General features: G+C 71.6%; 14 protein-coding genes and 1 tRNA gene. 8 read left to right on the plus strand and 7 right to left on the minus strand.

Annotated features, from left to right (window positions below):
- Positions 1 to 43 precede the first annotated feature (43 nt).
- Complete coding sequence (locus PINTE_RS04320; protein WP_084343218.1) at positions 44 to 337, minus strand: WhiB family transcriptional regulator; 294 nt, start codon at positions 335 to 337, stop codon at positions 44 to 46.
- A gap of 495 nt (positions 338 to 832) precedes the next feature.
- On the opposite strand from PINTE_RS04320, the gene PINTE_RS04325 reads away from it, so the two are divergent.
- From PINTE_RS04325 to PINTE_RS22535, 5 genes are all read left to right on the plus strand, one after another.
- Complete coding sequence (locus PINTE_RS04325) at positions 833 to 3,250, plus strand: penicillin-binding protein (protein WP_084343219.1); 2,418 nt, start codon at positions 833 to 835, stop codon at positions 3,248 to 3,250.
- The gene (locus tag PINTE_RS04330) at positions 3,250 to 4,212 is read left to right on the plus strand and encodes a metallophosphoesterase (RefSeq protein WP_068426796.1); all 963 of its coding nucleotides are present in this window, start codon (positions 3,250 to 3,252) and stop codon (positions 4,210 to 4,212) included. The genes PINTE_RS04325 and PINTE_RS04330 overlap by 1 nt, the downstream gene beginning before the upstream one ends.
- A gap of 170 nt (positions 4,213 to 4,382) precedes the next feature.
- A tRNA-Pro gene (locus PINTE_RS04335) sits at positions 4,383 to 4,459 on the plus strand.
- A 189-nt stretch (positions 4,460 to 4,648) separates the two neighbouring features.
- Positions 4,649 to 5,230, plus strand: a complete 582-nt coding sequence (locus PINTE_RS04340) for a winged helix-turn-helix domain-containing protein (RefSeq protein WP_068426797.1) — start codon at positions 4,649 to 4,651, stop codon at positions 5,228 to 5,230.
- On the plus strand, positions 5,224 to 5,379 hold the full coding sequence (locus PINTE_RS22535) for a hypothetical protein (RefSeq protein ID WP_157087077.1): 156 nt from the start codon (positions 5,224 to 5,226) through the stop codon (positions 5,377 to 5,379). The genes PINTE_RS04340 and PINTE_RS22535 overlap by 7 nt, the downstream gene beginning before the upstream one ends.
- 115 nt (positions 5,380 to 5,494) lie before the next feature.
- Here PINTE_RS22535 and PINTE_RS04345 read toward each other — a convergent pair whose 3' ends face one another.
- The 4 genes from PINTE_RS04345 to recR form a co-directional block, all read right to left on the minus strand.
- Positions 5,495 to 6,577 (minus strand): aspartate-semialdehyde dehydrogenase, encoded by a 1,083-nt coding sequence (locus PINTE_RS04345; protein WP_306304842.1) that lies wholly within the window; start codon positions 6,575 to 6,577, stop codon positions 5,495 to 5,497.
- Positions 6,574 to 7,848 carry an aspartate kinase gene (locus PINTE_RS04350; RefSeq protein ID WP_068426801.1) on the minus strand — a complete coding sequence of 425 codons (1,275 nt, stop codon included), beginning with the start codon at positions 7,846 to 7,848 and terminating at the stop codon, positions 6,574 to 6,576. Before PINTE_RS04350 ends, PINTE_RS04345 begins: the two co-directional genes overlap by 4 nt.
- A gap of 157 nt (positions 7,849 to 8,005) precedes the next feature.
- The gene (locus PINTE_RS04355; RefSeq protein ID WP_068426803.1) at positions 8,006 to 8,584 is read right to left on the minus strand and encodes a DUF5063 domain-containing protein; all 579 of its coding nucleotides are present in this window, start codon (positions 8,582 to 8,584) and stop codon (positions 8,006 to 8,008) included.
- A gap of 46 nt (positions 8,585 to 8,630) precedes the next feature.
- Entirely contained in the window at positions 8,631 to 9,230 is a 600-nt protein-coding gene (recR, locus tag PINTE_RS04360) for a recombination mediator RecR (protein ID WP_068426805.1), read from the minus strand.
- A gap of 126 nt (positions 9,231 to 9,356) precedes the next feature.
- Here recR and PINTE_RS04365 point away from each other — a divergent pair, with 126 nt between their 5' ends.
- The 3 genes from PINTE_RS04365 to PINTE_RS04375 are packed head-to-tail and all read left to right on the plus strand — an operon-like array spanning position 9,357 to position 11,517.
- Complete coding sequence (locus PINTE_RS04365) at positions 9,357 to 9,977, plus strand: TetR/AcrR family transcriptional regulator (RefSeq protein WP_068426808.1); 621 nt, start codon at positions 9,357 to 9,359, stop codon at positions 9,975 to 9,977.
- Positions 9,974 to 10,705: an ABC transporter ATP-binding protein gene (locus PINTE_RS04370; protein WP_068426811.1), complete on the plus strand. Its 732-nt coding sequence runs from the start codon at positions 9,974 to 9,976 to the stop codon at positions 10,703 to 10,705. Before PINTE_RS04365 ends, PINTE_RS04370 begins: the two co-directional genes overlap by 4 nt.
- Before the next feature lie 53 nt (positions 10,706 to 10,758).
- Positions 10,759 to 11,517 carry an ABC transporter permease gene (locus tag PINTE_RS04375; protein WP_068426865.1) on the plus strand — a complete coding sequence of 253 codons (759 nt, stop codon included), beginning with the start codon at positions 10,759 to 10,761 and terminating at the stop codon, positions 11,515 to 11,517.
- Between the two features lie 28 nt (positions 11,518 to 11,545).
- Here the strand turns inward: PINTE_RS04375 and PINTE_RS04380 are convergent, their stop codons facing one another.
- Together PINTE_RS04380 and PINTE_RS04385 are read right to left on the minus strand one after the other, a co-directional pair.
- Complete coding sequence (locus tag PINTE_RS04380) at positions 11,546 to 12,244, minus strand: lysophospholipid acyltransferase family protein (RefSeq protein ID WP_084343221.1); 699 nt, start codon at positions 12,242 to 12,244, stop codon at positions 11,546 to 11,548.
- A gap of 201 nt (positions 12,245 to 12,445) precedes the next feature.
- Positions 12,446 to 12,742, minus strand: a complete 297-nt coding sequence (locus PINTE_RS04385; RefSeq protein WP_068426814.1) for a hypothetical protein — start codon at positions 12,740 to 12,742, stop codon at positions 12,446 to 12,448.
- Between the last annotated feature and the right edge of the window lie 254 nt (positions 12,743 to 12,996).

A 12,996-nucleotide genomic window follows, 5' to 3' on the forward strand; every position in this document is an offset into this window, starting at 1 on the left:
CGACCGGACCGCACGGCTAGCTAGCGGCTAGCTCGCCGCTAGCTCACGCGGACTGTTCGTCGGCGAGGCCGCGCTCGAAGAGGGCCCGCCAGGAGGGGACGGCCGGGTGTCGACGCAGCATCGCGCGACGCTCCCGTTCGGTCATTCCGCCCCAGACCCCGAATTCGGTGCGGTTGTCCAACGCGTCTGCCAGACACTCCGCGACCACGGGACATCGCAGGCAGATTTGCTTGGCCTGCTGCTGAGCGGCCCCCTGCACGAACAGTGCGTCGGGCTCACTCTTGCTGCACGCGGCGAGCGGTGCCCAGTCTTCGATCAGCCTGGGATGACGCCGCATCGGCGCTGATGAGATCGTCATTGATTACCCCTTGTAACGACCGCGATTCTCGTTGAGAACGCCTCCAGGTGCGGATGGCAAGTGGTTGGGCAAACATAACTTTCCGAAGCCCAATTGGCCAATGCCCCTATTACTGCATCCTGTCACACCGAGGGACCCACGGCGAGGGCGGAAGTCCTTGACTCGACGTCTCAGACGGAGTACAAGGGGCCCTGCGACTGCTCGATTCTTCGCATCGGCAGCAGCCCCGGCGGGCTGTAAGGTTTCCGCATCGCCACCGCTTCGGTGGGGGCGTTCGAGCACCCTCGAGCAACCCCCGAGCCCGCTCAAGACGCGCGCCGGGGCGTTCGCCGGCGCGGCCGGTCGGTGCCGCACGACCGGCGGCATCGTGACACGCTTGTATCCCCCCGCGCCCGTTTCCCGCCCGTGCTTGTCGGTTGTGCGGTTTACCCTGGCGCCATGACCCCCACTCCTGGAGACCCCTCGGGTCCTGCCATGAGCTCGTCTGCGACGCCGGGCAACCGGCCGGGGCGGGCCGCCCCGGCAAACTCCGGCGCCGCGTCGGCATCGGGGTCGGGTTCGGGCGGGGGGTCCGCCTCCGACACCGGCGTGCGCCAGGCGTTCAGCCTCCTCGGCGCCTTCGTCGCCCTGTCGATGGTCGCCGGCCTCCTCGGTGCGGGCATCTTCGTGCCGGTGGTCGGGCTGGGCGGCCTGGCCACCAAGGAGGCGGTCGGCACGTTCGACGCGCTGCCCGCGGAGTTCACCGCCTCCCCGATGGCGCAGCAGTCGCAGATCCTCGCGTCCGACGGCAGCGTCATCGCCACGTTGTACGAGGAGAACCGCGCGGTCGTGCCGCTGGAGAAGATCTCGAAGGTCATGCAGGACGCGCAGATCGCCATCGAGGACGACCGCTTCTACCAGCACGGCGGCATCGACACCCGCGGCATCGCCCGGGCCGTCTTCCAGACCGCGCAGGGCAACACCCAGGGTGCCTCGACGATCACCCAGCAGTTCGTCAAGCAGACCCGCATCTACTCCGCGCTCAAGGACGACAACGAAGACGCGGCCGCCGCCGCTCAGGCCCGCGGCGGCATCCCCGGCGTCGTGCGCAAGCTTCAGGAGGCCAAGTACGCGCTGGCGCTGGAGGAGAAGCTGTCGAAGAAGCAGATCCTCGAGGGCTACCTCAACCTCGTGTATTACGGCGCGGGCGCGTACGGCGTCGAGGCCGCGGCCAACCGTTACTTCGGTGTCTCGGCCGAGAAGCTCACGCTGCCGCAGGCGGCGCTGATCGCCGGCATGGCCCAACGCCCCGGCGCCACCGACCCGTTCCAGTACCCGGAGCGCGCGTTGGAGCGTCGCAACGCCGTGCTGGAGCGCATGCGCGACACCAAACACATCTCGACGCAGCGCATGCGCGAGGCGCAGCGCGTGCCGATCACGCTCAACCCCACCAAGCGCGAGGCGTCCTGCCCGGCGTCGAAAGATCCGTACTTCTGCGACTTCGTCAAGGCGTGGCTCATGGAGCAGCCGTCGCTGGGCGACACCCCGGCCGAGCGCGAGAAGCGCGTCTACCGGGGCGGGCTGAAGATCAAGACGACCTACGACGTCAAGCTCAACGCCGCGGTCAAGAAGAGCCTCGAGGCGCGGCTTCCGGTGGGCAACCGCCAGCACCGCGGCACCGCGGCGGCGGTCGTGGAGCCCGGCACCGGGCACGTCATCGCGTTGGCGCAGAACACCACCTACACGTCGGCGGCGAGCAAGAAGTTCGGGCAGACCTCGGTCAACTGGACCGTCGACCACCGCTACGGCGGCTCGGGCGGCTTCCAGATCGGTTCGACCGCGAAGATGTTCGGTGTCGTCACCGCCCTCGAGGAGGGCATGAGCGCCAACTCCTCGGTCAACGCGCCGCCCGACGGCACGCGTTACTCGGCCACGCGCCTGGGCGGCAACAACTGCGGGTACCGCGGCACGAGCTTCGCTCCGTTCAACGCGGAGAGCAACGAGCACGGTCGGATGACCCTGCAGCATGCCACCGCGCTGTCGGTCAACACCGCGTTCGTGCAGCTGGCGTCGATGGTCGGCGTCTGCAAGGAGCGGGCGACGATGAAGAAGATGGGGCTGCGCACCGCCACCAACGGCGAGTACGGCGAGTCCGGCATGGCCGCGGTGATCCTCGGCGCCGACAACGCCTCGCCGCTGACCGTCGCCAGCGCTTACGCGACGCTCGCCGCGGGCGGCAAGTACTGTGAGCCGGTGCCGGTCACCGACATCACGGCCTTCGACGGCAAGAAGTTCGCCGTCTCCGACGGCAAGTGCACCCAGGTCGTCAACCCGCAGATCGCCTACCGCACCACGCGCATCCTGCAGACGGTGCTCAGCGAGGGCACCGGCAAGGCGATCGGGCTGCCGGACGGCCGGCAGGCGGCGGGCAAGACCGGCACCTCCGACAACAGCAAGCAGACGTGGTTCGCCGGGTACACCCCCCAGCGCGCCGCCGCCGTGTGGGTCGGCACCCCCGACCGGCCGCGCCCGATGCGCGGCGTGTACGGCGCGACGATCGCGGGGCCGCTGTGGTCGCGGATCATGGCGCAGACGAGCCAGGGGCTGCCGCGGCAGCGCTTCAGCGTCGTCGAGACGAGCGCGAAAGACGCGGTGCAGGTGCCCGATGTCGTCGGCCTGAGCCGCAACCAGGCGACGCGGCGCCTCGAGCAGGCCGGCTTCGACGTCTCGGTCTCCGACCAGACGATCACCTCGAACCGGGCCCAGCGGGGCCAGGTGGCTGCCTCCTCACCCGAGGGCGGAGACAGGGCGCTGCGGGGCGAGACCGTCACGCTGACGCTGTCGGGTGGCCTCTCGTCGGGCTCGGCGAGCCCGACGGGCACCGCGACGGCCGTCAACAACAACGGCAACTGATGCCTTCGCTGTGGCGGGCCGGAGCTGGGGTGGCGGCGGCGGGCGCGGGAGCGCTGGCCTACGCCGGGCTCGTCGAGCGCAACGCGTTCACGCTGCGGGCGTTCGAGCTGCCGGTGCTCCCGGTGGGGGCCGACCCGATCCGGGTGCTGCACCTGTCCGACCTGCACCTCATGCCGGCGCAGCGCCGCAAGGTGCGCTGGGTGCGCGACCTGGCCCGGCTCGAGCCGGACATGGTCGTCAACACCGGTGACAACATCGCGAACCCGAACTCGATCGAGCCGCTGCTGCACGCGCTGGAGCCCTACCTCGACCTGCCCGGGGCGTTCGTGCTCGGCTCGAACGACTACTTCGCGCCGGGGCGGCGCAACCCGGTCGACTATCTCGTGAAGAAGCGGGTCCGGCCGCGCACGCCGCGACTGCCCACCGGCGAGCTCGTCGAGGGGCTGGCCGAGCACGGCTGGCGCGACCTGAGCAACGCCCGCGGGGCGCTGTCGGTCAAGGGGATGCGACTGGGGCTCGTCGGCGTCGACGACCCGCACCTGAACTACGACGACTACGACTCGGTCTCCGGGGCCGCCGACCCGGCCGCCGACCCGGCCGCCGACCCGGCCGCCGACCTGACGGTCGGGATCACCCACGCGCCGTACACGCGAGTGCTCGACGCGATGACCCGCGATGGCGCCGAGTTGCTCATCGCCGGACACACCCACGGCGGGCAGCTCGCGGTGCCGTTCTACCGGGCGCTCGTCACCAACTGCGACCTCGACACCGGCCGCGTCAAGGGGGTCTCACGGTGGTGGCCGGGAGCGAACGGTCTCCCCTCGTCGGGGGCGCCGCCGCGCGCCGCGTGGATGCACGTCTCCGCGGGCCTGGGCACCTCCCCGTACGCGCCGTTCCGGTTCGCCTGCCGCCCCGAGGCGAGCCTGCTGACGCTCGTGCCGAGCGACGCGCGCCGAGGCTGAGTCGGGCCCTGATCCGGGCCTGAGCCGAGCCTGAGCCGGGGCGTCAGCCGGGCCCTGAGCCGATCTGGCAGCGTTCCTGGGCCGATTACGTGCCGACGGGGGTTGTCGGCTAAGGTGGCTGAGGCGCCGATCCCGACGAGGTCTGCTTTCCGGGGTGCGGCGCGTTGCCACGGGGTGTGGCGCAGCTTGGTAGCGCGCTTCGTTCGGGACGAAGAGGCCGCAGGTTCAAATCCTGTCACCCCGACCATTTCTTCCGCAGTTCGCGGGCCCGTGCCGACCTCCGGCACGGGCCTTTCGTGGTTTCCAGGACGTGGCTTCGACCGTGCGCCCGGCGGAAGCAGGACGAGTACGACCGAGATCGGCTGCTGGTCTTCCCGGGATCCTCCTGACGGCCCGACGGTTGGTTATCGCTTGATTGGAGGATATTCTCCGTTATATGAGAACTGAGGCGCCCCTCCTCGCCCCGATCTTCCGGTCGGACGGTCAGGCGCGCCTTCTCGCCGAGCTCCTGCTCACCGGGGACGAGCTCAGCCTCTCCGACCTCGCGACGCGCGTCGACTTGGCCTACGCGACGGTTCATCGCGAGGGCGAGCGGCTGCTCGATGCGGGCATCCTGCGCGAGCGTCAGGTGGGGCGCTCCCGGCTCGTGCGCGCCAACCCAGACAGTCCCCTCGTGGAGCCGCTGCGACAGATCCTCCTGGTCAGCGCGGGCCCGAAGGTGCTGCTCACCGAAGCGCTGCGGCCGGTCGAAGGGATCACCGCAGCGTTCATCTACGGATCCTTCGCCGCGCGCATGACCGGTATTCCCGGGCCGCCGCCGCAGGACGTCGATCTCATGGTCGTCGGCGCACCCGATGTCGACGCCGTCCATGACGCGTGCGACACCGTGCAGGAGCAGATCGGGAGGCCAGTCAACCCGACCATCCTGAGCCCGACGGAGGCCCGGAAGCGCACTGGCTTCCTGACCGAGGTCGCTGCCAGCCCCACGGTCCTGCTCATCGGGGAGCTGCCGTGGTGACCTCCAAGTTCAGCGAGGCGCAGCGCAACGCCATCGACGCGCTCGTCGACGGCCGCCGGCTCGAGGTCGCGCCCGTCGATGACCCAGGCCGCAGCTGGGCCGCCGAGACGGGCAAGCGCGCCGACCGCTCGGGCCGCTGCGCCGCCTGACTTGACCGAAGGCTGCCCTTTCGGTCGAGGGCTCCCGCTATATCCCTAGCCCTCGACCGAAAGGGCAGCCTTCGGCCGGGGTCGAGCTGCGCCTCACCTCCCCGAGCGCCGGAGCTCACCGGCCGGCGGTGAGGTCGGCGCAGACGAGTTCGCCGATCTGGGCGAGGTTGAGCGCCCCGCCCTGGCGCAGATTGTCGCCGCAGATGAACAGGTCGAGCGTGTGGTGAGCCCCCGGCGCCTGGCGCATCCGGCCGACGAACGTCGGGTCGGAGCCGACGACATCGGTGGGAGTGGGCCATTCGCCGCTGCCTGGGTCGTCGAGCACGACGACGCTCGGCGCCTCGACGAGGGCCCGCCGCGCCTGCCCCACGCTGACCCGCTTGTGGAACGTCGCGTGCACGGCGAGGGAGTGCCCGTTGACGACCGGCACCCGCACGCACGTCGCCGACACCGGTAGGTGCGGGCTGCCGAGCAGCTTGCGGGTCTCCTCACGCACCGACTCCTCCTCGGTGCTCCAGCCGCCGTGCCCGAGGTCACCGACCCAGGGAACGACGTTGAACGCCAACGCCGCCGGGAACGGGGAGTCGTCGGGGAGCAGCGAGGCGACCCGCCTCCGGACGCCGCCGGTGTGGGTGCCCACCCCCGGCGTGTGCGCCAGGGCGTCGACCTCGGCGTACAGCCGCTGCGCGCCGGCCTGACCGGCTCCGGAGGCGGCCTGGTAGGAGGCCACCACGAGCTCGCTGAGCTCCCACTGGGAGTGCAGCGGGAACAGCGCGTCCATCATCGTCAGCGTCGTGCAGTTCGGGCTCGCGATGATGCCTCGCGGGCGGTTGCGCACCTGCGCGGGGTTCTGCTCCGCGACGACCAGCGGCACGTCGTGTTGGGTGCGAAAGACCGGGGAGCAGTCGACGACCACGACCCCGCGGTGCGTCGCGATCGGCGCCCAGTGGGACGCGACGTCCGACGGCACCGCGAAGAACGCGACGTCGACGCCGTCGAACGCGGAGCCGGTGAGCTCGCGCACCACGACATCCTCACCGCGCACCTGGCGCACCTGCCCGGCCGACCCCGCCGACGCGATGAGCCGGATCTCACCCCAGACGTCGCGTCGTTCGGACAGCACCGACAGCAACACAGAGCCCACGGCGCCGGTGGCCCCCACCACCGCCAACGTGGGCTTGCTGTGCTCGGTCATCATCGGCCGGTGCCTCCGTAGACGATCGCCTCCCCGTCACTGGAGTCGAGGCCGAAGGCGGTGTGCACGGCGCGCACCGCCTCGTCGAGGGTGTCGTCGCGGGTCACGACCGAGATGCGGATCTCGGAGGTCGAGATCATCTCGATGTTGACGTTCGCGTCCGACAGGGCCCGGAAGAACGTCGCGCTGACGCCCGGGTTGGAGCGCATGCCGGCGCCCACGAGCGAGAGCTTGCCGATGTGGTCGTCGTAGCGCAGCGACTCGAAGCCGATCGCCTCGCGCTCCCGGTCGAGCGCCTGCACGACCCGCTGCCCGTCCGTTTTCGGCAGCGTGAAGGAGATGTCGGTGCGACCCGTCTCCACGGCCGAGACGTTCTGCACGATCATGTCGATGTTGGCCTCGGCCTCCGTGACGACCCGGAAGATGTGCGCGGCCTTGCCGGGGCTGTCCGGCACGCCGACGACGGTGACCTTGGCCTCGCTGCGGTCGTGGGCGACTCCGGCGATGATGGGCGCCTCCACGGCTTCTCCTTCTGCTGCTGGCTTGTCGGTGATCAGCGTGCCGTTCTTGTGGGAGAACGACGAACGCACGTGGATGGGGATGTTGTAGCGGCGGGCGTATTCCACGCACCGCAGCATGAGGATCTTCGCGCCGTTGGCGGCCAGCTCGAGCATCTCCTCGGTGGAGACGCGGTCGAGGTGCCGCGCGGTCGGCACGATCCGCGGGTCGGCGGTGAACACGCCGTCGACGTCGGTGTAGATCTCGCAGACGTCGGCGTCGAGGGCGGCCGCGAGCGCGACGGCGGTCGTGTCCGAGCCGCCGCGGCCGAGCGTCGTCACGTCCTTCGTCGTCTGGCTCACGCCCTGGAACCCTGCGACGATCGCGATGTGCCCGGCGTCCAGCGCGCTGCGGATGCGCCCGGGGGTGACGTCGATGATGCGGGCCTTGCCGTGCACCTCGTCGGTGATGACCCCGGCCTGGGAGCCGGTGAACGACTGCGCGGTGTGCCCGAGCGCGTTGATCGCCATCGCCAGCACCGCCATCGAGATGCGCTCCCCGGCGGTCAGCAGCATGTCGAGTTCGCGCGCCGGAGGCAGCGGGCTCACCTGCTGCGCGAGGTCGAGCAGGTCGTCGGTCGTGTCGCCCATGGCGGAGACGACGACGCACACCTCGTTGCCGGCCCGCCGGGTCTCGACGATGCGGCGAGCCACGCGCTTGACGCTCTCGGCATCGGCGACCGAGGAACCGCCGAACTTCTGCACGACCAGGCTCACAGAACACTCCGCATCGATCCGGGGACAGACTCCGCGTGAAGTCTAGTCCGGTCGCCATGCGGCCCTTCGGGCTCTCGAATCGCGAAACGCCGACGAACGATCCGGTGCACGAGTGGTTTCGGATCGATCAGTTGAGCGGCCGCGGGTCGGCGACCGGTCAGGCTCCGTGCAGGGCGTCGAACTGGGCCTCGGCGACGACGTCCTCGTCGGCGTCCAGCCGGATGTGCGAGATCACCGACTGAAGCACCCGCAGCGCGCTCGCGGCCCGGGCGCCCCAGGACGACAGGTAGCTGAACTGCCACCACCACAGGGCCTCGCTGATCTGGCCGTCGGTGTGGTGGCGCAGGCCGTGCATGAGGGCGGCCGCGATGTCGGCGATGTCTCCGGAGATCTGGCCGCCGCTGACCTGGCCCGTCGTCAGCGGGTCGACGACCTCGACGTACTCGTCGAGGCCGGTCAGCAGCGCGGCGAGGCCGTTGCGCAGGTCTTCGACGTCTTCGTCGCTGCCGAGGTCGGGCTCGAAGCGCTGGGCCGGCACGACGTCGGTGATCGCGCCGAGCCGGGCGCCGGTGACGAGCACCTGCGAGACCGCGAGCAGCAGCATGGGGATCGCGATGTCGGGCGACTCGCCCGCGGCGACCTGCCGCACGAGCGTGAGGAACGCGCGCGCCTCACCGGCCGTCTCGTCGGCGAGCAGCGCGAGATCGCTGTCGATCATCTCCGTCTCCGTGGGCATGCCGGGCAGTCCAGGAGCGTCAGGAGCATCGGGAGCGTCGGGTGAGTCAGGCATTGAGCAACCTCCTGCCTTCGAAGGCTCGGCCGAGGGTGATTTCGTCGGCGTATTCCAGGTCACCGCCGACCGGCAGGCCGGAGGCCAGGCGCGAGATCCGCACCCCGAGGGTGCTCAGCGCGCGCACGAGGTAGGTGGCCGTCGCCTCCCCCTCGAGATTGGGGTCGGTCGCGATGATGACCTCGGAGACCGAGGCGTCCGCGAGGCGGGAGAACAGCTGGGCGATCGACAGGTCGTCCGGCCCGACGCCGTCCATCGGGCTGATCGCGCCGCCGAGCACGTGGTAGCGGCCGCGGAATTCGCGGGTGCGTTCGATGGCGACGACGTCTTTGGGCTCCTCGACGACACAGATCACCGTGGCGTCGCGACGGGGGTCGGCGCAGATGCGGCACTGCTCCGACTCCGCGACGTTGCCGCACGTCTCGCAGAATCGCACCTTCGACTTGACCTCCACGAGCGCGTCGACGAGCCGCTTCACGTCCGCCTCGTCGGCCTGCAGGAGGTGGAAGGCGATGCGCTGGGCGCTCTTGGGACCGATGCCGGGCAGCATGCCCAGTTCGTCGATGAGGTCTTGCACCGCGCCTTCATACACGTGTGCCAGCCTACGTGGTCGATGCGCAGGCGGGCCGCAGCCCGGGCGCGCAGATCCCCGACCGCCCGGCGGCGACAGCACTCGCGTTCGGTTTACCGACTAACAGTTAGTGACTAACATAGCGTTATGCCAGGTGCTCACGACACCCGCGAGGCGCTGCGGCGGACCGCGCTCGCGATGTTCTCCCAGCGGGGCTACGACGCCGTGACCGTCGCGCAGGTCGCGCGCGCCGCGAACGTCTCGCACATGACGTTCTTCCGGCACTTCCCCAGCAAGGAGTCGGTCGTCGTCGCCGACCTGTTCGATCCCGTCATCGCGGCGGCGGTCGCCGCCCAGCCGCGGGAGTGGGCGCCCCTGCGCCGCGCCGTGCAGGGTCTGGTCGCCGCCCTCGATGACGAGGGGGCTCGCGCCGAATTGACGTCGGACGAGTTCCGCGAGCGGGTGCAGCTCGCCGCCTCGACCCCGTCGCTGCGGGGGGCCGTGTCGGCCGCCTCACTCGCGACCGAGGAGGCCATCGCAGCAGCTCTCGACGTGAGCCTCGGCGGGGCGACTGGCGGGGGTGCTGGCGGGGGTTCAGCGGACGGGGCAACACCGGGGCCGGGGCCGTTGGCCGCTCGGGCGGCGGCGGCCGCGACGATGGGGGCCGCGAGCGCGATCCTGCTGGCGTGGGCCGCCGAGGGTGCGGGCACCGATCCGGCGGCGAGTCTGCGCGATGGGCTCCTCAGCCTCCTCGGGGAGGGGTCATGAGCGCGGCCCTGGAGCTCACCGGCATCGGCGTCGTGTTGCGCGGCAGGCCGGTGCTCACCGGGCTCGATCTGAGGGTCACCCCCGGCGAGTGCCGAGCTCTGGTGGGGCTCAACGGCGCCGGCAAGACGACGGCTCTGCGGGTCTCCCTCGGCATGCTCCCGCCGGGCACCGGTCGCGCCCGCCTGCTCGGGCACGACCTCGCCCGCGCGCCCCGGGCACTGTGGAGCCGGGTCGGTCACCTCGTCGAGACCCCCGCCTGCTATCCCGAGCTGACGGCCCGCGAGAACCTCGAGTGCGGCGCCCGCCTGCGCGGCGTCGAGATGGATCGGTGGCGCCCGGTCGCGATGCGGATGGCTCGAGACCTCGACCTGGGCCGCTGGCTCGACACCCCGGTGCGCCGGCTGTCGCTGGGCACCCGCCAGAAGGTGGGCCTCGTCGGCGCGCTCGCCCACGGGCCCGCGCTCGCCGTGCTCGACGAGCCGACGAACGGGCTCGACCCCCTGGCCGTCGTGGCCTTCCGCAACCTGCTGGGCGAGGCCACCGCCAGCGGCGGGGCCGTGCTGGTGACGAGCCACCACTTCGACGAGCTCGCGCGCGTCGCCGACCGGGTCGACGTGCTGCACCGCGGCCGGGTCGTCGACAGCCTCACGCCCGACGGCCGAGACCTCGAACGCACCTTCTTCGCCACGATCCTCGCCGCCGACCGCGCGACCGCGGGGCGGCCATGAGCAGCCGGGCCGGTCGGCGCCACCGGGCGAGCCGAGGTCCGCTCGCCCGGTCGATGACGCCCGCCTCGGCGGCGCTGGGCGTCGAGGTGCGCAAGCTCGTTCGCTCGCCGGTGACCAGGATCGCGACGGTGGCCGGTCTCGCGCTGGTCGCCGTGACGACGATCGGCGGATTCGCGGCCGCCGGGTCGGCCGGGGAGACCGCGCTGGGCCGTAAATCGGCGGCCCTCCTCACCGCCTCCGGGTGGGCCGGGTACACGGGACTGGCGGCGATGTCGGTCGGCGTCACCATGCTGCTGGCCGCCGGTGTCGTCATGGCCTGGGTCGTCGGCCGGGAGTTCACCGACGGCACCGTCGTCGCTCTGTTCGCCATCCCGCCGCGGCTGGCGACGATCGCGGACGCGAAGATGGCCGTCGCTCTGGCATGGGTGGGTCTGCTCGCGCTCGCCGAGGCCGCGGTTCTGGCACTCGGGGGCCTGGCGCTCGGGCTGCCCCTGGACGGGGCGCCCGCCTGCGCGGCCGTCGTGTGGCTCACGGCCGTTCTCCTGGGAGCGGGCGCGTTGCCAGTCATGTGGGTGGCCACCCGCTGGCGCGGCTACCTCGCCGGGATCGCCGCCACGCTCGGCCTCGTCGTCGTCACCAACGTCTCCGCGGGCTTCGGGCTCGGGGCCTACCTGCCTTGGGCCGTGCCGGTGCTGTGGGCCACGCCGGGCACGGGCATCCCGGCAGCGATGCTGGCGTTGCCGGTCGCTGCGGCGCTCCTCGGCGGCCTCGCGACCCGCCGCGCCTGGCGCGACCTACATCTCGGCGACTGACCGGGTTCGGGGCGGGACGCCCCGGCGGTCAGTGCGCGACCGGGCGCTCGTTGTAGATGCCGGCCGGCTCCTGACCGGTGATGCCCTGGATGGCGGTCATGATGTCGTCGGTGATCTTGCGGCGGGCGCGGCCCAGGGGCACGCCGCGGTAGCGCTCCTTGAGGTCCAGCGGCTCGCCGAACCGGATCGACACCTTTGCCGGGCGCATGTAGCGGCTGCCGACGGGCTGGATGTTCTCGGTGCCCGCGATGCCCACCGGCACCACCGGCGCCCCCGACTTCAGCACGAGGTGCGCGACGCCGGTGCGGCCGCGGTAGAGCCGGCCGTCGCGGGAGCGGGTGCCCTCGGGGTAGATGCCGACGGCACCGCCTCCGCGGAGCACCTCCAGCTGCAGGTCGAGGGAGCGCTGACCGGCGCGCGGGTCGTCGCGGTCGACGCCGATCGCGCCGACGGAGGTGAAGAACGCCCGGTTGATGGCGCCACGCACCCCCGTGCCCGTGAAGTACTCCTGCTTGGCCAGAAACGCGACGTGCCGCGGCGACGCCAGCGGTATGACGATGCTGTCGAAGAACGAGAGGTGGTTGCTCGCCAGGATCGCCGGTCCCGTGCGCGGGATGTGGTCGAGCCCCGTGATCGTGGGACGCAACACCACCCGCAACACTTTGCCGACGGTCTGCCGGGACACCTCGTAGAAGGGGGGCATCTCGCCGATCGCCGCTTGTTGCACGGGCCGAACACTAGCGGGCTCGCTCCGCGAGCGCGGCGTTGCGACCAGCCCCGACCACTCCTCGGGAGTGTCGCACCCCTCCCCTCCCGTCCCTCCCCGTCCCTCCCCCTCGGCCGAAGGCTGCCCTTTCGGTCGAGGGCTCGTGCTACAGCCCTAGCCCTCGACTGAAAGGGCAGCCTTCGGCCGGGAATGCGGGGTTGATCAGGTGTCGATCTCCTGGATCACGACGCCGCCGAGGACGTCGGCGATGACCGGTTGGCCGACGGTGGAGAGGTCTTCGATGTCTTCGTCGTCACGACTGACGCCGGCCGAGTCGTCGCCGTCGTCGCCTCGGGAGGCGCCTGGGCGGCCGTCGCTCCCCGGACCGGTGCCGCGTTCCCGGGCGCGACGCGCCTGGTCGGCCAACGCCTGCCGGAACGCCTCGCGCCCCGTGGACGGGCGGTGCACCGTCCGTTCCGCCCGGGCGTCCGGCTCGTCCTCCCGCAGCGCCGGACTCACCGTGCGCTCCGGGGTGGCAGGGGTCGTTGAAGTTGCCGGGGGCGCAGGGGCCGCGCCGTCGGCGGAGGTCGCGGACGGCTCCTTGTGTTCCCCAGGCGCCGGGCTCGTTCGGCTCGTCGGGTTCGGGCTGGTCGGGTTCGGGCTGGTCGCGTTCAAGCTCGTCGGCTCTGGGCCCGTCGCGTCGGAACGGGCGGCAGGTCCGGCGGACCGCGCCTCGCCGCGAGCGTTCGCGGCACCGTCGCCGGTGCCCGGTC

Source organism: Piscicoccus intestinalis NBRC 104926 (assembly GCF_001515525.1).
Lineage (GTDB): Bacteria > Actinomycetota > Actinomycetes > Actinomycetales > Dermatophilaceae > Kineosphaera > Kineosphaera intestinalis.

What these genes read in the sequence shown, in the direction of transcription:
- PINTE_RS04320 (WP_084343218.1), bottom strand. Translation starts at nt 337, where the DNA reads ATGCGGCGTCATCCCAGGCTGATCGAAGACTGGGCACCGCTCGCCGCG.
- PINTE_RS04325 (WP_084343219.1), top strand. Translation starts at nt 833, where the DNA reads ATGAGCTCGTCTGCGACGCCGGGCAACCGGCCGGGGCGGGCCGCCCCG.
- PINTE_RS04330 (WP_068426796.1), top strand. Translation starts at nt 3,250, where the DNA reads ATGCCTTCGCTGTGGCGGGCCGGAGCTGGGGTGGCGGCGGCGGGCGCG.
- PINTE_RS04340 (WP_068426797.1), top strand. Translation starts at nt 4,649, where the DNA reads ATGAGAACTGAGGCGCCCCTCCTCGCCCCGATCTTCCGGTCGGACGGT.
- PINTE_RS04345 (WP_306304842.1), bottom strand. Translation starts at nt 6,577, where the DNA reads ATGATGACCGAGCACAGCAAGCCCACGTTGGCGGTGGTGGGGGCCACC.
- PINTE_RS04355 (WP_068426803.1), bottom strand. Translation starts at nt 8,584, where the DNA reads ATGCCCACGGAGACGGAGATGATCGACAGCGATCTCGCGCTGCTCGCC.
- PINTE_RS04365 (WP_068426808.1), top strand. Translation starts at nt 9,357, where the DNA reads ATGCCAGGTGCTCACGACACCCGCGAGGCGCTGCGGCGGACCGCGCTC.
- PINTE_RS04370 (WP_068426811.1), top strand. Translation starts at nt 9,974, where the DNA reads ATGAGCGCGGCCCTGGAGCTCACCGGCATCGGCGTCGTGTTGCGCGGC.
- PINTE_RS04375 (WP_068426865.1), top strand. Translation starts at nt 10,759, where the DNA reads ATGACGCCCGCCTCGGCGGCGCTGGGCGTCGAGGTGCGCAAGCTCGTT.